16 protein-coding genes are annotated in these 18,226 nt (G+C 57.4%); 12 read left to right on the top strand and 4 right to left on the bottom strand.

Translation table 11 applies throughout. The annotated features are described in order from the left end of the window. Positions 1–57: 57 nt before the first annotated feature. The 10 genes from plsX (at position 58) to putP (ending at position 9,795) form a co-directional block, all read left to right on the top strand. Entirely contained in the window at positions 58–1,029 is a 972-nt protein-coding gene (plsX, locus tag ACZ5Q2_RS15640) for a phosphate acyltransferase PlsX (protein ID WP_432210706.1), read from the top strand. Positions 1,030–1,154: 125 nt separating this feature from the next. Then, a complete protein-coding gene (fabD, locus tag ACZ5Q2_RS15635) occupies positions 1,155–2,093 on the top strand; it encodes an ACP S-malonyltransferase (RefSeq protein WP_061331906.1) in 939 nt (312 codons plus the stop codon). A 15-nt stretch (positions 2,094–2,108) separates the two neighbouring features. Beyond that, positions 2,109–2,852 (top strand): 3-oxoacyl-ACP reductase FabG, encoded by a 744-nt coding sequence (gene fabG / locus ACZ5Q2_RS15630; protein ID WP_061331907.1) that lies wholly within the window; start codon positions 2,109–2,111, stop codon positions 2,850–2,852. Between the two features lie 132 nt (positions 2,853–2,984). Then, on the top strand, positions 2,985–3,218 hold the full coding sequence (gene acpP / locus ACZ5Q2_RS15625) for an acyl carrier protein (protein WP_008938713.1): 234 nt from the start codon (positions 2,985–2,987) through the stop codon (positions 3,216–3,218). Between the two features lie 125 nt (positions 3,219–3,343). After that, complete coding sequence (gene fabF, locus ACZ5Q2_RS15620) at positions 3,344–4,591, top strand: beta-ketoacyl-ACP synthase II (protein ID WP_342632285.1); 1,248 nt, start codon at positions 3,344–3,346, stop codon at positions 4,589–4,591. 7 nt (positions 4,592–4,598) lie between these two features. Continuing rightward, entirely contained in the window at positions 4,599–5,417 is an 819-nt protein-coding gene (gene pabC, locus ACZ5Q2_RS15615; protein ID WP_061331909.1) for an aminodeoxychorismate lyase, read from the top strand. Between the two features lie 5 nt (positions 5,418–5,422). Beyond that, positions 5,423–6,484 carry an endolytic transglycosylase MltG gene (gene mltG / locus ACZ5Q2_RS15610; RefSeq protein ID WP_374815563.1) on the top strand — a complete coding sequence of 354 codons (1,062 nt, stop codon included), beginning with the start codon at positions 5,423–5,425 and terminating at the stop codon, positions 6,482–6,484. Beyond that, entirely contained in the window at positions 6,484–7,125 is a 642-nt protein-coding gene (gene tmk, locus ACZ5Q2_RS15605; protein ID WP_374815561.1) for a dTMP kinase, read from the top strand. The genes mltG and tmk overlap by 1 nt, the downstream gene beginning before the upstream one ends. Before the next feature lie 98 nt (positions 7,126–7,223). Further along, positions 7,224–8,003: a helix-turn-helix transcriptional regulator gene (locus ACZ5Q2_RS15600; RefSeq protein ID WP_374815559.1), complete on the top strand. Its 780-nt coding sequence runs from the start codon at positions 7,224–7,226 to the stop codon at positions 8,001–8,003. A gap of 301 nt (positions 8,004–8,304) precedes the next feature. Continuing rightward, positions 8,305–9,795 carry a sodium/proline symporter PutP gene (gene putP / locus ACZ5Q2_RS15595; RefSeq protein ID WP_432209918.1) on the top strand — a complete coding sequence of 497 codons (1,491 nt, stop codon included), beginning with the start codon at positions 8,305–8,307 and terminating at the stop codon, positions 9,793–9,795. 300 nt (positions 9,796–10,095) lie between these two features. On the opposite strand, the gene ACZ5Q2_RS15590 is transcribed toward putP, so the two are convergent. Beyond that, on the bottom strand, positions 10,096–12,690 hold the full coding sequence (locus tag ACZ5Q2_RS15590; RefSeq protein ID WP_432210707.1) for a bifunctional aconitate hydratase 2/2-methylisocitrate dehydratase: 2,595 nt from the start codon (positions 12,688–12,690) through the stop codon (positions 10,096–10,098). A 258-nt stretch (positions 12,691–12,948) separates the two neighbouring features. Here ACZ5Q2_RS15590 and ACZ5Q2_RS15585 point away from each other — a divergent pair, with 258 nt between their 5' ends. Further along, positions 12,949–13,557, top strand: coding sequence for a MiaE family protein (locus tag ACZ5Q2_RS15585; RefSeq protein ID WP_230712750.1), 609 nt, complete (start codon positions 12,949–12,951; stop codon positions 13,555–13,557). 95 nt (positions 13,558–13,652) lie between these two features. Here the strand turns inward: ACZ5Q2_RS15585 and ACZ5Q2_RS15580 are convergent, their stop codons facing one another. Both ACZ5Q2_RS15580 and ACZ5Q2_RS15575 read right to left on the bottom strand, forming a co-directional pair. After that, positions 13,653–14,531: a LysR family transcriptional regulator gene (locus tag ACZ5Q2_RS15580; RefSeq protein ID WP_374787069.1), complete on the bottom strand. Its 879-nt coding sequence runs from the start codon at positions 14,529–14,531 to the stop codon at positions 13,653–13,655. A 90-nt stretch (positions 14,532–14,621) separates the two neighbouring features. Continuing rightward, complete coding sequence (locus ACZ5Q2_RS15575; protein ID WP_374787068.1) at positions 14,622–15,410, bottom strand: universal stress protein; 789 nt, start codon at positions 15,408–15,410, stop codon at positions 14,622–14,624. A 221-nt stretch (positions 15,411–15,631) separates the two neighbouring features. Here ACZ5Q2_RS15575 and ACZ5Q2_RS15570 point away from each other — a divergent pair, with 221 nt between their 5' ends. Continuing rightward, complete coding sequence (locus tag ACZ5Q2_RS15570; RefSeq protein ID WP_432209919.1) at positions 15,632–16,402, top strand: ferredoxin--NADP reductase; 771 nt, start codon at positions 15,632–15,634, stop codon at positions 16,400–16,402. Positions 16,403–16,425: 23 nt separating this feature from the next. On the opposite strand, the gene ACZ5Q2_RS15565 is transcribed toward ACZ5Q2_RS15570, so the two are convergent. After that, positions 16,426–18,207, bottom strand: a complete 1,782-nt coding sequence (locus ACZ5Q2_RS15565; RefSeq protein WP_061330956.1) for a glycerophosphodiester phosphodiesterase family protein — start codon at positions 18,205–18,207, stop codon at positions 16,426–16,428. Positions 18,208–18,226: the final 19 nt, after the last annotated feature.

Genomic DNA, 18,226 nt, shown 5'->3' with positions numbered 1-18,226 from the left:
TGACCCGTGACGCATGGACGAGCGGTGAGTAAACCGGTCACCATTGCTATCGACGCCATGAGCGGTGATCGTGGCGCCGAGGTGGTGGTTCATGCTTCGCTGGAAGCAGTGCGTGAAAATGAGGCCTTGAGTCTTGTTCTGGTGGGAATCCGGAGCGAGCTCGTGGCCTTGTTGATTGATGGGCACGAACGGATTCGCATCGTTGAGGCGGCGGATGTGGTACGCATGAACGAGCGCCCTTCCCACGCCATTCGTCATAAGAAAAACTCCTCCATGGCTATTGCGCTCGGGCTTGTCCGGGACGGCGAGGCCCAGGGGTGTGTCAGTGCTGGCAATACCGGCGCCCTGATGGCGTTCGGCCGGTCGATTATCCGCATGTATCCCGGTATTGAACGGCCGGCCATCGCCAAACTTATTCCTTCCCTCCGTGGCCGTTGCCACGTTCTGGATCTCGGTGCGAATGTCGATTCCACGGCGGAGAACCTGTATCAGTATGCGCTGATGGGGTCGCTCATGGCCTCGGCCATTTGTGCCCAGCCTGAGCCTCGTGTTGCTTTGCTTAATGTTGGCGAGGAAGAGATCAAGGGCAACGAGCAGGTTCGCCTTGCCTCCCATATGTTAGCCCAATGCGACACCATCAACTACATTGGTTATGTCGAGGGCAGTGACCTGTTTCGGGATGTCGCCGATGTAGTAGTCTGTGACGGTTTTGTCGGCAACATTGCATTGAAAACCGGCGAAGGTGTCGCCGGGTTGCTGATCGAGCTTCTTGAGCAGGCATTTACCCGCTCGCTTTATGGTCGCTTTGTGGGCTGGTTGGCAAAACCGATTATTGGCCGCCTCCTTCAGTTGATGGACCCGTCCCGTCATAACGGTGCGAGCCTGCTTGGGCTCCAGGGTGTGGTCATTAAAAGCCATGGCAATGCCAACGAGCGCGCCATGCTGGCTGCTATTCGCCAGGCCGTTCGGGAAGTGGAGCTCGAAGTGCCACGAAGGATCAACGAAAGACTCGATGATCTGATGTTATGATGCCTGTCCCGGTCGGGTCCCGACTAAAGTAGACCCGCATTTTCAGGGTTAATCGCGGATAATTGGCCTGAATTGTACTATTGGCTAATCTCCAGTAACCCATCAATGACGATAAGATTCCGCTTATGAAATCAGCGTTTATTTTCCCCGGACAAGGCTCCCAATCGGTCGGCATGCTTAAGGATGCTGCCGAGGCGTGGCCAATGATCAGCGAAACCTTCGATGAGGCGTCTAACGTTCTTGGCTACGATCTCTGGCACCTGTGCCAGCACGGTCCTGCTGAAGAGCTGAATCAGACCATGGTTACCCAGCCGGCCCTGTTAACCGCCAGTGTTGCCCTGTGGCGCCAGTGGTGTGTCTCGGATGGGTCACGTCCTGATTTCGTCGCAGGTCATAGTCTGGGCGAGTACAGCGCGCTGGTGGCCGCGGAAAGTCTGGACTTCATTGAAGCAGTCAAACTGGTTCAGCTTCGTGGCGAACTTATGCAGGATGCTGTCCCTGCCGGTGAAGGCCGCATGGCTGCCATTCTGGGGCTCGAAGACGCAGACGTTGTTGCGGCCTGTGAAGAGGCGGCCCAGGGCGATGTGGTGGCTGCGGTGAACTTTAACGCCCCGGGGCAGGTGGTTATTGCCGGCTCCGCCGCTGCCGTTGAGCGGGCTATTGAAGCCTGTAAGGGCCGCGGGGCGCGGAAGGCGATGCCGCTGCCGGTGAGTGTGCCGTCCCATTGTGCCCTGATGAAAGGTGCTGCCGAACAGTTGGCCGAAGCCTTGGAAGATGTCCGGTTTAACGATGCTGTCATCCCGGTGGTCCAGAATGTGAATGCTACTGTTGTCAAAGACGCAGACACGCTCAAGAGCAATCTGCTGAAGCAGCTATACTCTCCTGTGTTGTGGACGGACTCGATCCGCACGCTCAGTGATGAAGGAGTGACGGTTGCGGTTGAATGCGGTGCTGGTAAAGTGCTTGCCGGGTTGATCAAGCGGATTGAGCGCGGTTTGCCGGTGCACGGTATTGAAGATCCCGATTCTCTGGCCGGCGCCCTGGCGGCATTCGGCCAGTCCTGATAAACGGAGTTGTTTATGTCTTTGGAAGGCAAGGTTGCGCTGGTTACCGGCGCAAGCCGTGGTATTGGGAAAGCCATTGCCCACGAGCTGGCCCGCCAGGGTGCAGAAGTCATTGGCACCGCGACCAGCGAAGCCGGCGCAGAAGCCATCACCAGCGGACTGAAAGAAGCCGGCTACCAGGGTTATGGCATCGTGATGAACGTGGCCGAACCGGAAAGTATTGAAGCGGGCCTGAAGCAGCTGACTGAACAATCCGGTGCGCCTGCGATCCTGGTCAACAATGCCGGTATCACCCGTGATAACCTGCTGATGCGTCTGAAAGACGATGACTGGGCTGCCGTGCTGGAAACCAACCTTTCCAGTGTGTATCGCACCAGTAAGGCGGTGCTTCGCGGCATGGCCAAGGCCCGTTGGGGCCGGATTATCAACATCAGTTCGGTGGTCGCCGGTATGGGCAACCCCGGGCAGGGTAATTATTGTGCAGCCAAGGCCGGGGTGGAGGGTTTCACTCGTAGCCTGGCGAAAGAGATGTCTAACCGTGGCATTACCGCCAATTGCGTGGCACCCGGTTTTATTGACACGGATATGACCAAAAAACTGGACGATAAGCAGCGTGAGGCTATGCTGGAAATCATACCGGCTGGTCGCCTCGGGTCACCGGAGGAGGTTGCCTCGGTGGTGGCGTTTCTGGCATCGGAAGGCGCTGCTTACGTTACCGGAGAAACCATTCATGTGAATGGCGGCATGTACATGGGTTAAGCCCGTTGCGGGCTGATGTGCAACCCCTTGTCGCACAACATGTTTGACAGAACCCCTGCTTGTTTGCAGGTAGGGTTTAAACTAAACTGGCAACCATAGAGTTGCTTGGTTGACACATAAAGTGAGGACATTATGAGTACAGTTGAAGAGCGCGTTAAGAAGATTGTTTGTGAACAGCTGGGCGTGAAAGAGTCCGAGGTTCAGAACACATCTTCTTTTGTAGAGGATCTTGGCGCTGACTCACTGGACACTGTTGAGCTGGTTATGGCCCTGGAAGAGGAATTCGAGACTGAAATTCCTGATGAAGAGGCCGAAAAGCTGGGCACGGTTCAGGACGCGATCGACTACATCGTCGCGCACACCTGATACTCTGCTGATCAGATAGCCAGGCTAAAGCCGTCCTTTGGGGTTGATGAAGGACGGCTTTTTTATTGGTGGAACGAAAGTCTCAGTGTTTGGATGTTACACGGAATAATCGGGTGAACAGGGTTATGAGTAAACGACGGGTTGTTGTCACGGGCATGGGAATGCTTTCTCCGGTGGGGAATGATGTACAGTCGTCATGGGCGGCCATCCGGGCAGGGCGCAGCGGTATCGGGCTGATTGATCGGTTTGATGCAACTGACTACGGCACCCGGATTGGAGGGGCAATAAAGGATCTTGATATTGAACCCTATCTGTCCAGCAAGGAAGCGCGCAAACTGGATGCCTTTATCCACTACGGACTCATTGCTGCCCAGCAGGCGGTGGACGACAGTGGCCTGGAGCAGTTTGGCAATCTCGACAAGGAACGGGTTGGTATTGCCATCGGATCCGGCATCGGTGGCCTGGAGTACATCGAGAAGAACGTGATCCAGATGGAGAAATCCGGCCCCCGTAAGGTGTCTCCGTTTTTTGTGCCCGCCTCGGTTATCAACATGATCTCTGGCAATGCTGCCATTCGCTTTGGGTACAAGGGGCCGAATATTGCCATTGTCACCGCCTGCACCACAGGTACCCATAATATTGGCTACGCTGCCCGAACCATCGCCTATGGCGATGCGGATGTCATGCTGGCTGGTGGCTCGGAAATGGCGACAACCCGCTCTGGCGTGGCGGCCTTTTCGTCGGCCCGTGCTTTATCGACCCGTAACGATGAGCCGGAAAAAGCCAGCCGTCCCTGGGATAAAGGCCGTGATGGTTTCGTATTGAGTGACGGTGCCGGGGTGGTCGTGCTGGAAGAGCTGGAGCATGCTCGGGCTCGCGGAGCCACCATCTATGGCGAGGTGATCGGTTTTGGCATGAGCGATGATGCTCATCACATCACGGCGCCGCCCGCCAGTGGCGAGGGTGCCGGCCGGTCGATGGTCAACGCTATCCGTGACGCGGGTCTGCAACCTGAGCAGGTTGACTACATCAATGCCCACGGCACCTCCACCCAGGTCGGGGATGTAGCGGAAGTGGCTGCGGTCAAGGCGGTGTTTGGTGCGCACGCACACAAGCTTGCTATGAGCAGCACCAAGTCCATGACCGGCCATTTGCTGGGGGCCGCTGGCGCTGTCGAAGCGATTTTCTCGATACTGGCCGTGCGCGACGGGGTTTTGCCGCCGACCATCAATCTGGACGAGCCAGACGAGGGCTGTGATCTGGACTTGGTGCCGCACAAGAGCCGAGAGGCGGACGTCCGGATTGCTCTGTCGAATTCGTTCGGTTTTGGCGGCACCAACGGCACGCTGATTGTAAGTCGTTACGAAGACTGACCCTACCGTGTTTGATCTGTATTGGGCTGAAGACGGTGGTGTTCCACCGGGAGACCGGGGCCTTGCCTACGGCGATGGTCTGTTCGAGACCATTGCCATCATGGGCGGTAAGGCCAGCCTGTTGGGTTATCATCTTGACCGGATGGTCCGTGATGCCGGCCGGCTTGCCATCCCGGTGGCGCGCCCGGAACTTGAGGCAGCCTGCGCTCGCGCCCTGGAACGATATTCCGGCCTGTACCCGTCCTTAAACTGGGTGCTCAAACTGACCCTCACCCGTGGTTCGGGCGGGCGGGGCTACCGCCCGGAGCCCCGCATGAAGCCGTCTCTCATTGTGTCCCATTCCGCTTTCCCCAGTGTTCCCGGGCCGGAAGGTGTGGTGGCCGACTTCTCCCGTGTTCCGCTGACAGTGAACCCGCTTCTGGCCGGGATCAAGTCGTTGAACCGACTTGAGCAGGTGATGGCGGCCAGGGAGCTTCAAGGGGATGTCTTTGAGGTGCTGATGAGCAATCGTGATGGCCATGTGGTGGAAGGCACCCGGACCAATCTGTTCATGCTGTTTGAAGACGTATGGCTGACACCGCCCGCTTCAACCCTGGCGGTTGCGGGTGTGATGCGTCGTTACGTGCTTGACCGGCTGAGAATTGCCGGCCACGAATTCCGGGAGATGCCACTGACGCTTGATACACTGTTGGGCGGCAGCTGTCAGGGGCTTTGGCTCAGCAACAGTGTTGTCGGGGTGGTGCCGGTTCGCAATCTGGCCGGGCACGATTTGCCTGTTGACCAGCGACTTGCGACAATCGTTGGTTCACCGGCAAGACTGGATTGATTCGCGTGTTCAAGAAGTTACTGATCGTTGTTGTTGCTGTATTCGTGCTCGCTGCTGCCGGCGGTGGCTTGTGGGCCTGGCAGGGTTTGCAAACCCTGAAGCAACCCGTCGCACTGGACGAGCCGGTGCTGTTTAACGTGCCGGCAGGCACAGGGTTCAGCCGGGTGGCACGGCAGCTGGAGAATGAAGGCTATGTGTCGGATGCGCTCTGGCTCAGGCTCTATGGCCGCCTCTATCCGGACCAGACCAGGATCAAGGCGGGTGACTATGAATTCTTGCCCGGCATGACACCGGTTGCCATGGTAGACGCCATGGTCGAAGGTAAGGTAAAGCTTTGGTCAGTCCAGTTTATCGAAGGCTGGACGTTCCGCGACATGCGTGCTGCGCTGGCGCGTTCTGAACGGCTCCAAAAGGTTACCAGTGACTGGACTGATGAGCAGATCATGGCGGCGGTTGGCGCGGAAGGTCAGCATCCTGAAGGCTGGTTTTTTCCGGATACCTACATGTTCAGCTCCAGTGAGTCTGATCTGGATATTCTCAAGCATGCCCACAATCGTATGGTGAGTGTGCTTGAGGAAGAATGGCAGAACCGGGCTGAAGGGTTGCCCTACGATACCCCGTATGAAGCCTTGATCATGGCTTCTATCGTTGAGCGGGAAACTGGTGTGCCCTGGGAACGCGGGGAAGTGGCGGGCGTATTTGTGCGGCGCCTGCATAAAGGTATGCGGCTGCAGACGGATCCCACGGTAATCTACGGCATGGGGGATCAGTATCAGGGCCGTATTCGCCGCAGTGATCTTCAGACCTACACCCCCTATAACACTTACCGAATCAACGGTCTTCCGCCCACACCGATTGCGCTGCCCGGGCGGGACTCTGTGCACGCCGCTTTGCATCCGGAGGACGGCGATACCCTCTACTTTGTTGCCCGTGGTGATGGTAGCCACAAGTTCTCCCGAACCCTTGCGGAGCACCAGAAAGCGGTCAGGGAGTATCAGTTGAATCGTCGTGAAGACTATCGCTCGTTTCCGGCACCGGGAACCCTGAACAACAGCCGGGAAGAATGATGCATACCAGAGGTCGTTTCATTACCTTCGAGGGCACCGAAGGCGTTGGCAAATCCACGCAGCTGGAAAACGCTGCCAACACCCTCAAGGACCTCGGCATCGATGTTATCGTCACCCGGGAGCCTGGTGGCACGCCTATGGCGGAAAACATTCGGGAATTGTTGTTGTCGCCCCGGGAAGAGCCGGTTCATGAAACCACAGAGTTGCTGTTGATGTTCGCAGCGAGGGCCCAGCACCTGCATAACCGGATCGTTCCGGCACTCGACAAGGGGCAGTGGGTGCTGTGCGACCGCTTCACCGATGCCACCTTTGCCTATCAGGGCGGTGGCCGGGGGGTGCCCGCCGAGCGTATCGCGTTGCTGGAAACCTTGGTTCAGGGTGAGGTACGGCCAGACCACGTCATTTTGCTGGATGCACCCGTGGAAACCGGAATGGCCCGGGCGAAAAAGCGGGGTGAGCTCGACCGATTTGAACAGGAAACCCTGGCCTTTTTCCAGCGCATTCGCGATACCTACCTGGCGCGGGCTACGGCGATGCCTGGCAACTACCATGTGGTTAACGCAGCACTGCCGCTGGAGCAGGTGTCGGCCAGTGTGTCGGCGTTGTTGGCTGCCCTGGTTAAAATAACTGAATCCGCCTGATTAGCCGGAGTACGGCCATAGTTGTGTCGATTTCGTGCACTTTTTGTAATGTTCTGCTTTAATTGATGTACATTCTCAGTTAACGGCCGGCAGCATTAATGCTCAACGCAAAACTTCTCAAGCTTCCCATCGCCGCTCACCAGCATCGGCACGAACACCACCAGATTGTCATCGGGGTGAGGGGAGAGGCTGAGTTGAGTGTTGGTGGCACTGGGGCTCACCTGGATACCTGGAAAGCCTGTGTTGTGCCCACTGAGGCGAGCCACGATTACTGTGGCGATGATCAGAACCACGTTCTGGTGATCAATCTTGACCCGCTCACCCCTGCTATCAATACGCCGGCCCATGCGGATTACGAACGGATGATTCGGTTTTTCGAGAAGCCGCGCACCCTGCAGATGGACAGCCGGCTACAGGGGCTGGTTCAGTTTACCGCCGGTGAATTTGACCGCGCGCCAGACAACCTCACCCTGCAGCAGCATCTGGCTTCGAGTATTCTTTACTGCATGGCGGACCGCATTGTGCACCGTCAGGTCCAGTCTTCCAGCCGGGCAAGCATCAGCCCTGAGGTGATCCGACGTTATATCCTGGCCAACCTGCATCGAAAAATTACTGTCGAGGAAATGGCCAGTGAGGCGTGCCTCAGTGTCAGTCGATTCCATGAGGTTTTTCGGGAGGTGGCGGGCATAACCCCTCATCAGTTTCTGCTGCAGACCCGCCTTGAGCAGGCCGCTCACCTGCTCGCATCATCGTCTCTCTCGGTGTCGGAAATAAGCTACCGAACCGGGTTCTCCTCCCAGAGTGCCTTGACCAATGCGTTGCGCAAATACAAGGGCACAACACCCTCCAGATTGCAGATTAATGAAAGTGTTGCCTGAGCTGGGCGATAAATTCGGTAGTCCCGTAGGATTATGCAAAAGAATCGTAGGATTTTGTAAGCCGTAGGTCAGTAGTAATACTAACTTAATGCATCTGTAGAATCGCGCTTTTTGCTCGGCAATCCTGGTCGTAAAGGTGTGAATAATAACTATAGTGAAGGAGTGGCTGTGCGGGGGCTTGCCTCGCTCCAATTCGGATGGATTTTGGGTAAACAAGAACAACGGCCAGTCAACCAACAGTGATGTGGTACCTGTGCCTTAAGAGCGGATTCAGTCCGACTCAATAAACCGGAGGAGCCTTATGGCTATTGGCGTTTGGATCAGTCTATTTGCGTATTTTGCGATTATGATCGGCATTGGCGTTTACGCCATGCGGAAAGCCTCGGCGACAGCTGAAGATTATATGTTGGGTGGACGTGGGCTCAGCCCAAAAGTAGCGGCCTTGTCGGCCGGTGCTTCCGACAAGAGTGGCTGGCTGCTTCTGGGCTTGCCCGGGGCGTTGTTTGTTACCGGCCTGGCGGACGCCTGGATCGGTATCGGCCTGTTTGTGGGCGCGTTCATTAACTGGGTGATTGTTGCACCCAGATTGCGTGAACAAACTGTTCACTACGGTAATGCCCTGACCATCCCGGCCTTCCTGGCCAACCGATTTCCAACCAAAGCATTGCCGCTGCGCACGGTATCGGCGATTGTTATCGTTGTATTCTTTGCGGTCTACACGGCATCTGGTCTGGTTGCAGGCGGCAAGCTGTTTGAAAGTGCGTTTTCCGGCATCTTCAACTTCGGCGGTCTGAGCGACTATGGCGTAGGTATCGTGATCACTCTCGGTGTCGTTCTGGCGTACACCGTGGTTGGTGGTTTCCTGGCGGTGAGCATGACCGACTTTGTACAGGGCTGCATCATGATGCTGGCCCTGGTGCTCATGCCAGCGGTAGTGCTGTTCGGCGAAGGTGGCGGCGGCTTCGGCCAGGCTTCTGAAACCCTGAACAGTGTTGATCCAACCCTGCTGTCCTGGACCGAGGGGCTAACCTTGGTTGGCTGGCTGTCAGCGGTGGCCTGGGGGCTGGGTTACTTCGGCCAGCCGCATATCATTGTGCGTTTCATGGCAATCCGTACCGTGCACGAAGTGTCTGTGGCCCGTAACATCGGCATGTCCTGGATGGCCATCTCACTGATTGGCGCCATCTCCCTGGGCGTTTTCGGTCGCGCTTACGCTATCCGGAACGGTATGGACGTGGCTGACCCGGAAACCATTTTCATCATCCTGGCGGACCTCCTGTTCCACCCGTTGATCACCGGTTTCCTGTATGCGGCTCTGCTGGCAGCGGTTATGAGTACCATCTCCAGTCAGCTGTTGGTGGCTTCCTCATCCCTGACCGAGGATTTCTACCGCCTGTTCCTGCGTAAAGAGGCTTCCGACAAGGAGTGTGTGAACATCGGCCGTGCCTGTGTTGTTGCGGTGGGTCTGGTTGCAGCGCTCATTGCTTCTGATCCCAACTCTCAGGTTCTGGCGTTGGTCAGTAACGCCTGGGCAGGCTTTGGTGCCGCCTTTGGCCCGCTGATCATTCTCGGCCTGACCTGGTCACGTACCAACGGCGCTGGCGCACTGGCTGGCCTGATCGTAGGTGCTGTCACGGTAATGGCGTGGATTGCTCTGGGCTGGAACGGCAGCTTCATGGGTGGCCCGGGCGTCTATGAAATCATCCCAGGCTTCATCGCTGCGTTCATCGCTATCGTAGTAGTCACCTTGGCTACCAGCGATGCTGGAGAGTACCAGCATATCGAGCGATAACAGCAGTCACTGATACTATTCAGTGATCTGATAAGGGCTCCCTGCGGGGAGCCCTTTTTTGTACCTGAAAACTGCACATGGTTCAGCGCTGGCGGCGGGGTGGGGGAGTCTTTTCTGCAGGGAAAAAGATGTCTGAGCGAAGCGAGTTGTTTTTCCCGGAAGAAAAGACTCCCCCACCTCGGGGCCAGCTCACTCCGAAACCTGAACCCCAGAGGCAGCCAATTCCAAACTAGAGACATAAAAAAACGCCAGCCCGAAGGCTGGCGTTTTCAGATCAGAGGTAAGCTACCTCAGAAGGTCTCAGGCTACGGAAGCCTCAGACGCTTTCTGGGTGTACTCTTCCATCTGGTCGAAGTTGAGATACTTGTAGATCTCTTTGGACATGCTGTTCAGGTCCTTGGCGTACTCCATGTACTCCGCCGGAGTTGGGAGTTTGCCCAGTACTGCGCCCACAGCCGCCAGTTCCGCAGAGGTCAGGTACACGTTGGCACCATCACCCAGACGGTTCGGGAAGTTACGGGTAGAGGTAGACAGAACCGTTGACTTCGGTGCTACACGTGCCTGGTTACCCATGCACAGGGAGCAGCCCGGCATCTCGGTGCGAACACCGGCGGTGCCGTAGGTGTTGAAGTAGCCTTCTTCCATCAGCTGCTGCTGATCCATCTTGGTGGGCGGAGACATCCACAGACGGGTGCTCAGGGCGCCCTTGTGTTGCTCCAGCAGCTTACCAGCGGCACGGAAGTGACCAATGTTGGTCATGCAGGAACCGATGAACACTTCGTCTACCTTGTCACCAGCCACTTCGGACAGGAACTTGGCATCGTCCGGGTCGTTCGGGCAGCACACGATCGGCTCTTTGATGTCAGCCAGATCGATTTCGATCACGTGGGCGTATTCTGCGTCTTTATCAGCACGCATCAACTTCGGATCTTTCAGCCACTCTTCCATCTGCTGGGCGCGACGCTCCAGGGTACGCGGATCGCCGTAACCCTCAGCAATCATCCAGCGCAGCATAACGATGTTGGAGCGCAGGTACTCAGCCACGGAGTCTTCCGACAGGTTGATGGTACAACCGGCAGCGGAACGCTCGGCAGAGGCGTCAGACAGTTCGAACGCCTGCTCGACAGTCAGGTGCTCCAGACCTTCGATCTCCAGGATACGGCCGGAGAATTCGTTGATCTTGCCTTTCTTCTCAACAGTCAGCATGCCCTGCTTGATGCCGTACAGCGGGATGGCGTGTACCAGGTCACGCAGGGTGATGCCAGGCTGCATTTCGCCTTTGAAGCGAACCAGAACCGATTCGGGCATATCCAGCGGCATAACGCCGGTTGCAGCGGCAAATGCCACCAGGCCGGAACCGGCCGGGAAGGAGATGCCCATCGGGAAACGGGTGTGGGAGTCACCACCGGTACCTACGGTGTCCGGCAGCAGCATGCGGTTCAGCCAGGAATGGATGATGCCGTCGCCCGGACGCAGGGAAACACCGCCACGGGTGCGGATGAAGTCCGGCAGGGTGTGCTGCATTTCAACGTCAACCGGCTTCGGATAAGCCGCGGTGTGACAGAAGGACTGCATTACCAGGTCTGCCTGGAAGCCCAGACACGCCAGGTCTTTCAGCTCGTCACGGGTCATCGGGCCAGTGGTGTCCTGGGAGCCTACGGTGGTCATGTGCGGCTCACAGTAGGTGTTCGGGCGAACGCCTTTGCCTTCCGGCAGACCACAGGCCTTGCCAACCATCTTCTGGGCCAGGGTGAAGCCCTTGTCGCCAGCTTCCGGATCTTTCGGCAGACGGAAGATGTCAGTAGCGCCCATGCCCAGAGCCTGGCGGGCCTTGTTGGTCAGACCACGACCGATGATCAGCGGAATACGGCCGCCGGCCTGAACTTCGTCCAGGATCACATCAGACTTGAACTTGAACTCGGAGATAGTTTCACCGGCTTCGTTCAGGATCTTGCCTTCGTACGGGCGGATTTCGATCACGTCGCCCATGTTCATGTTGTCGACCGGGGCCTCGAATACCAGGGCGCCGGCATCTTCCATGGTGTTGAAGAAGATCGGGGCAACCTTGTTACCGATACAGACACCGCCGGCACGCTTGTTCGGCACGCCCGGGATGTCTTCACCGAAGAACCACAGAACAGAGTTAGTGGCAGACTTACGGGAAGAACCGGTACCAACTACGTCACCAACGAAGGCAACGGGCAGGCCCTTGGCCTTGATTTCGTCGATCTGGCTCATCGGGCCGGTTACGCCGGGCTCTTCCGGCTTCAGGCCATCACGTTCCATTTTATAGGCAGCGCGGGCGTGCAGCGGGATGTCCGGGCGGGACCAGGCATCCGGGGCCGGAGACAGGTCGTCGGTGTTGGTTTCGCCGGTCACCTTGAACACCACCATCTTGGTGCTCTCGGGAACCTTCTTCTTGTTGGTGAACCACTCGGCGTTGGCCCAGGACTCAACCACAGACTTGGCGACGGCGTTGCCGGCGTCCATCTTTTCCTTCACATCGTTGAAGGCGTCGAACATCAGCAGGGTTTTCTTCAGCTGCTCACCGGCCAGTTCGGCCAGCTCGCTGTTGTCCAGCAGCTCAACCAGGGTCTCGATGTTGTAACCGCCCTGCATCATGCCCAGCAGCTTCACAGCGTATTCTTTGCTGACCAGCGGGGAAGTGGCCTCGCCCTTGGCGATGGCAGACAGGAATGCGGCCTTAACGTAGGCAGCTTCGTCTACGCCCGGCGGAATGCGGTTTTCCAGCAGGTAAACCAGGGTTTCTTCTTCACCGGCCGGCGGGTTCTTCAGCAGGTCAACCAGGGCAGCGGTCTGCTCGGCGTTCAGGGGCTTGGGGGGGATACCCAGGGCTTCACGTTCGGCAACGTGTTCACGATAGGCTTCTAACACGATATGGACCCTCATCAGTTGGAATGTTCCGCGCTGTGGGCGTGGTGCCCGGCGGGAGTTTTTTGGCGAAAAGGCCGCAGGAGCCTCTGAATAACGCCTCAAATCACTGATGGGGTTTCAGGATTTATTCAGAGACTCCTTGATCTGGCGCTGCATTCTATAGGAAACCCCTTATAAAGTTAAGTTGGACAGTGGTCGGAGAGATCTGCTAGCTGCGCTATACTGCCGCGCTTGATGAATCAGACTGCTGCTGAAGCCATGAATGACGCCCTGAAAGAGATACACGAATTTTTGCCCTGCCGCACGCCGGAACAGTGGATTGAGAATGCGCTGGCCAACCAGGATGTGATGCTGATTGACCACGCCCACTGTGAGAAGAAAGCGGCCTCCACGGCGCTGAGCCTGATGTACCGCTATGTGGACAACACCGATCTGCTCAACAAGATGTCCCGCCTGGCCCGGGAGGAGTTGCGGCATTTTGAGCAGGTGTTGGCGATTATGAAGAAGCGGGGCGTGGCCTACACCCATCTGTCACCGGCCCGCTACGCCGCCGGCCTGCGTGAAGCCGTACGCACGGAAGACCCCGGCCGGCTGGTGGATGTGCTTATCGTCGGCGCCATCATCGAAGCCCGCTCCTGCGAGCGCTTCGCCGCCCTGGCACCGCACCTGGATGACAAGCTGGCCGAGTTTTACAACAGTTTGTTGAAATCCGAAGCACGGCATTACCAGGATTATCTGGTACTGGCGCAGCAGGCCAACGGTGGCCCGGTGCAAGATCGGGTGGCGGAGTTTATGGCCATTGAACAAAAGCTGATTGAAGAGCCGGATTCGGAGTTCCGGTTTCACAGTGGGCCTCTCGCTTACTGACTCTTTGCCACGGACACTCACAGACGCTCACGGACAAAAGAGTAAACAACATTGTTGTCCGTGTTCTTCCGTGAGTGTCCGTGGCTAAAAAGTTTTTAAAGCTCTCTGCATAGAGTCATCCATCGATCAATCCCCGCACTTCGGTATTTCTGCTTGTGCAGTATGAAATAGAAGTGCCGGTCGAACTGGCGGTGGGGGATGGCCAGGGGCACCAGGCTGCCGCGTTTGAAGGCGTCGGCCAGGACCACCTCTGACAGGCAACCGATGCCCAGGTTGGCTTCTACTGCCCGCTTGATGGCTTCGGTGTGTTCCAGTTCCAACAGCACGTTCAGGTCTGGCAGCAGCCCGTGCATGCCCCGTTCGAAGCTCTGGCGGGTGCCGGAGCCCTGTTCCCTCAGAATCCAGGTGGCGGATCGCAGATCGTCATCGGTTAACTTGGTTTTTGCCGCCAGTGGGTGGCCAGGGGAACAGAACGCCACCAGCCGGTCTTCCCGCCAGGGAATGACCTCCAGCTCCGAAGCCTGCAGCTCGCCCTCGATCAATCCGATGTCGAGTTCAAAGTCCCGAACCCGTCTTGCAATGGTGCTGGTGTTGGCAACTTCCAGAGAGACTTTCGGGTGGTTTGGCGAGCTCATGTACTCGGCCATCACGCCTACTGCCAGGTAATTGCCGATAGTGAGTGTGGCACCCACTTTCAAGGCGCCGACCTCGGAGTGTTTGCTGAAGGCCTGTTCCAGTTCCCTTGCCTGAGCCAGCAGGGCTTCGGCTTTCGGCCGATACAGCCGGCCCAGCTCGTTCAGTTGCAGCCGTTTGCCCACCCGGTCAAAAAGCTGGATATCAAACTGGGATTCCAGCTCCTTGAGCGCACTGCTGGCCGCGGATTGCGACATGGCAAGGGACTCCGCCGCCCGGGTGATGTTCTGGAAATGGGCGGCGGCGAGGAAGACCTCGAGTTGGCGGAAGCTGTACTTCATAATCGATCAGGCCGGATAGATGGGAGAAAATGTCCTGTCTGATCGATACGTTAGCCGGTCACTGCCGCCAACACAACCGTGATGGCCGGTTCAGGGGATCATCAGTACCGGGTAGGGGCTGCCGGCCGCCACATGCTCCGTGGTGCTGCCGATCATGATCTCCTGAATGGGGGTTGAGCCCCGTTTGCCCATAATGGTCAACAGCGGGCGGGTGTCATTGATGGTTTGCAGAATCTGGTCCACCGGCCGGCCGGTCAGGATATTCCGATGTACGTTGGGGTGCCGCTCTGCCAGTACATTGATCCTCTGTTCCGTGGCTTCATCAGATTGTTCCGGCTCTTCAGAATGTGCCCATACCACGCGCCCGGTGCGATGGTTGGCCATGAGCTTTTCAAAGACTGCCTGGGCATTGAACGACGCCTTTGATCCATCGGTGGCCAGCAAAATCTCCTCTTCGGCCGCCGGTGGCTCGTCCTGGACCGGAATGATCAATAGCGGAACTTTGGTCATTCGGGCGAGGTTAAGGGCGGTGTTTCCGAAGAACAGTTCCTTGGCTGCCCGATGGCTGCGGTTGCACGCTACCACACCGTCGGCGTTGAGTTTCTTGGCCAGCGCCTGGACTTCCTGGGCAACAAAACCCTTGGAAACGTGGATGGCGGTTTCTATGCCGAGGCTGCTTTTGAGGTGTTCCCCGATCCTCCGTAACCGCTCGGTAGCCGAGCCTTCGGTGTCGTCCGGATGCAGTCGTTTATGGGTCTGCAGGACATAGGTGAGCGTAATCTTCCGGGTGCCCAGGAGTTTGAGCAAAGCTGGCAGCTGTTCCATAGCCTGCTCCCATTCCCTGGTGTAGTCCACGGTCAGAATCAGGTGATCGAGCATGGTGTTCTCCCTGGTGGTTGTTTGTTCTGGGGCCAATTTCTTTCAGGCTAGTTCAGGAGTAAGCTGAAGACCATGACCCTGGTCAGTTTGTTACCGATCTATATCCATAAAATCGAACACACATATGGGTATTGCCTGTTTTGTCGATTTAACCTGTCGGGTTAAACTTTACTCATTGAATTCCCATATAACCTGTTTGAAGTCGCAACAACGAGGCTGCCATGAGTAATCTGATGAAAGAAACGGTCACCAGCGTTCACCACTGGAACGATACTCTGTTCAGTTTCAAGACCAGCCGGGACCCGGGGTTCCGTTTCAAGAACGGGCACTTTGTCATGATTGGTCTGGAAACAGACGGCAAGCCGCTGATGCGGGCCTACAGTATCGCCAGCGCCAACTATGAGGAAGAGCTTGAGTTTTTCTCGATCAAGGTTCCGGACGGCCCACTGACGTCACGACTGCAGAAGATTCAGGTGGGGGATGAAATTCTGGTCAGTCGTAAGCCCACCGGCACCCTGGTGTTGGATAACCTGTTGCCGGGACGCAACCTCTGGCTGATCAGCACCGGCACCGGGCTTGCGCCGTTCATGAGTATTATCAAAGACCCTGAGGTGTATGAAGCCTGCGACAAGGTCATCCTGACCCACGGGGTACGGTATGTGTCTGAGCTGGCTTACCAGCAGGATATCCAGGACCTGCCGGAAAACGAGTTTTTCGGTGAGATGGTGCACGGCAAATTGCTGTACTACCCGACGGTCACCCGTGAGCCCTTCCGCAACCAGGGTCGCCTGACCGATGCCATGGAGACTGGCAAGATCACCCGTGATCTCGGTTTGCCCGATTTTGATGTGGAGCAGGATCGCTTCATGATTTGCGGCAGCCCGAGCATGCTCAAGGACACCTGCAGCATTCTCAATAACATGGGCTTCCGTGAGGCTCGCGGCGGCGACATGGGCCACTACGTTATTGAACGGGCGTTTGTGGAGCAGTAAACCGCCTTTGGGCCTGCTGCGGTCTACCTCAGCCAGTTGCGGATCTGCATTGCCAGGCGCTCACCATCGCTGAGCGCCGCGCGCTCTGCCATCAGCTCAGCCAGCACATCCGGGCGGTCGGTAATGATATTATCAACGCCCATATCCAGAAAGCGTGCCATGTCGGACGGTTGATTGACAGTCCACACATGCAGCTCATTGCCCGCCTTGTGCGCCCTGGCGACCGCTGCCGGGGTGGCCCGGTTCAGGCGCAGCGCCAGAATGTCGTAACGATCCTGCCACAAGGGGCCTACCACGAACTGTGCCAGCAACGCGGTTTTCAGGCCCGGTTCCATTTGCTTTGCCAGTTCCAGGCTGGGCCAGTCAGCTGCTGCAATGATAGTGCCTTCCACGGCATTATTTTCTTGCAGGGTCTGGACAACGGCGGTTACCAGTGCCCGCTCGTTGCGGTTCGGTTTCAGGTCAACAAACAGTCGGGCCTGGCCACGGGTGGCCTTGACCGCTTGCTCCAGCGTTGCGATACGCTCATGGGCAAAGTGATCACCAAACCATGAGCCGGCATCCAGATGATGGATGTCGTCATACCGGACATCGCCAATCCGTTCCGGCTTTCCGAATATCCTCGCCATATCCTGGTCGTGCCAGAGCACTGGTACGCCGTCTGCGGTCAGTTGGACATCAATTTCAACGTAGTCGGCACCGTCCTCTACAGCTTGGTGTATGGCGCTGAGAGTATTTTCCGGAGCTTTGAAGGCGCTGCCACGGTGGGCCGTTATGGTCGCTTTGTCTTGCTGGTTCAGCGAGTTGACCACTTGAACGCTTTGGGTCAGTACCAGCGCGATGATCACGACCTCGAGCAGCCAAAGCCGGCGCCCGGTTTTTGCATCCTGTCGGTCCGGAGACGGCTGCTGCCATTGCAGCTTGCGCCCGGGTATTGCTTTGTAGCGGGCGACGATGAGGGTGCCCAGTGCCGAGCTGGCCAGGAAGGTAAGGGCAAGACTGACGAGAAGGTAGCTCCCCACCAACAGGATAACCACGGGCAAGAGGATACTGGCTTTCGCTGGCACAACCCTGAACACACTGGCCGCCAGCAAATCAAACACCAGCGTTACCACGGCCGGCATGGCCAGCACCGCGACAATACCAAGCGACAGGAGACCGACCGTTTCGCGATGAGCGCCGCGGGTGTCGCGGGCACTCTGTTGAAGGGCCGCCATCGGTGTTTGTTGGTCCAGCATCAGGGCCGGGATGGAAAGAATCCAGCGGAGAAACAGGGTGCCGTTGGCCACCACAATGGCACCCAGCATGACCAGACAGAAGCCAAGGAACCACCAGAGAATCGGTGGGCGCTCAAGGTTTAGCAGGTAAGGGTCGAAGTTGTTGAGCAACAGATGTGCGGCGAAGCCCATGGCCGCCAGAAATGGCAAGGCAATCAACAAATGCGCCAGGGTTTGAATGATGGCCAGTAGAGCCAGTTGCGGCAAGCGCCGACCAATCCCCACCAAGGCACGGATGGCTGCCCTCGAGGTGTGATTGCCAGTCTGGGCGGCGATCAAAGTAACCCCGGCCAGTTGGAGGACGATCAGTACCGCTGCAAGTAACAGGGTTACCAGCAGCCAGAGCACGCCGCCCGGCGATGCCAGAAAGTCCAGCAGGCCACCGGTTGTGATGGCCGCGTCACCGGTGAGTGGCCTGAGCAGAGACACCGCGGCAGTAATCAGCGGTGTAAATACCGCGATGGATAAACCGGTGAAGGTCAGGTAGAGCGCAAGCAATGACCGATGATGGTGGCGGAACAGGGCCAAGCCTTGTCTTAGCAGGGGT

Source organism: Marinobacter alkaliphilus (assembly GCF_055394375.1).
This window is presented reverse-complemented; position numbering and strand designations above follow the sequence as displayed.

Bases quoted from the DNA above. Each gene is read 5' to 3' on its own strand.
- plsX (WP_432210706.1), top strand. From the start codon at position 58: ATGAGCGGTGATCGTGGCGCCGAGGTGGTGGTTCATGCTTCGCTGGAA.
- fabD (WP_061331906.1), top strand. From the start codon at position 1,155: ATGAAATCAGCGTTTATTTTCCCCGGACAAGGCTCCCAATCGGTCGGC.
- fabG (WP_061331907.1), top strand. From the start codon at position 2,109: ATGTCTTTGGAAGGCAAGGTTGCGCTGGTTACCGGCGCAAGCCGTGGT.
- acpP (WP_008938713.1), top strand. From the start codon at position 2,985: ATGAGTACAGTTGAAGAGCGCGTTAAGAAGATTGTTTGTGAACAGCTG.
- fabF (WP_342632285.1), top strand. From the start codon at position 3,344: ATGAGTAAACGACGGGTTGTTGTCACGGGCATGGGAATGCTTTCTCCG.
- tmk (WP_374815561.1), top strand. From the start codon at position 6,484: ATGCATACCAGAGGTCGTTTCATTACCTTCGAGGGCACCGAAGGCGTT.
- ACZ5Q2_RS15600 (WP_374815559.1), top strand. From the start codon at position 7,224: ATGCTCAACGCAAAACTTCTCAAGCTTCCCATCGCCGCTCACCAGCAT.
- putP (WP_432209918.1), top strand. From the start codon at position 8,305: ATGGCTATTGGCGTTTGGATCAGTCTATTTGCGTATTTTGCGATTATG.
- ACZ5Q2_RS15585 (WP_230712750.1), top strand. From the start codon at position 12,949: ATGAATGACGCCCTGAAAGAGATACACGAATTTTTGCCCTGCCGCACG.
- ACZ5Q2_RS15580 (WP_374787069.1), bottom strand. From the start codon at position 14,531: ATGAAGTACAGCTTCCGCCAACTCGAGGTCTTCCTCGCCGCCGCCCAT.
- ACZ5Q2_RS15575 (WP_374787068.1), bottom strand. From the start codon at position 15,410: ATGCTCGATCACCTGATTCTGACCGTGGACTACACCAGGGAATGGGAG.
- ACZ5Q2_RS15570 (WP_432209919.1), top strand. From the start codon at position 15,632: ATGAGTAATCTGATGAAAGAAACGGTCACCAGCGTTCACCACTGGAAC.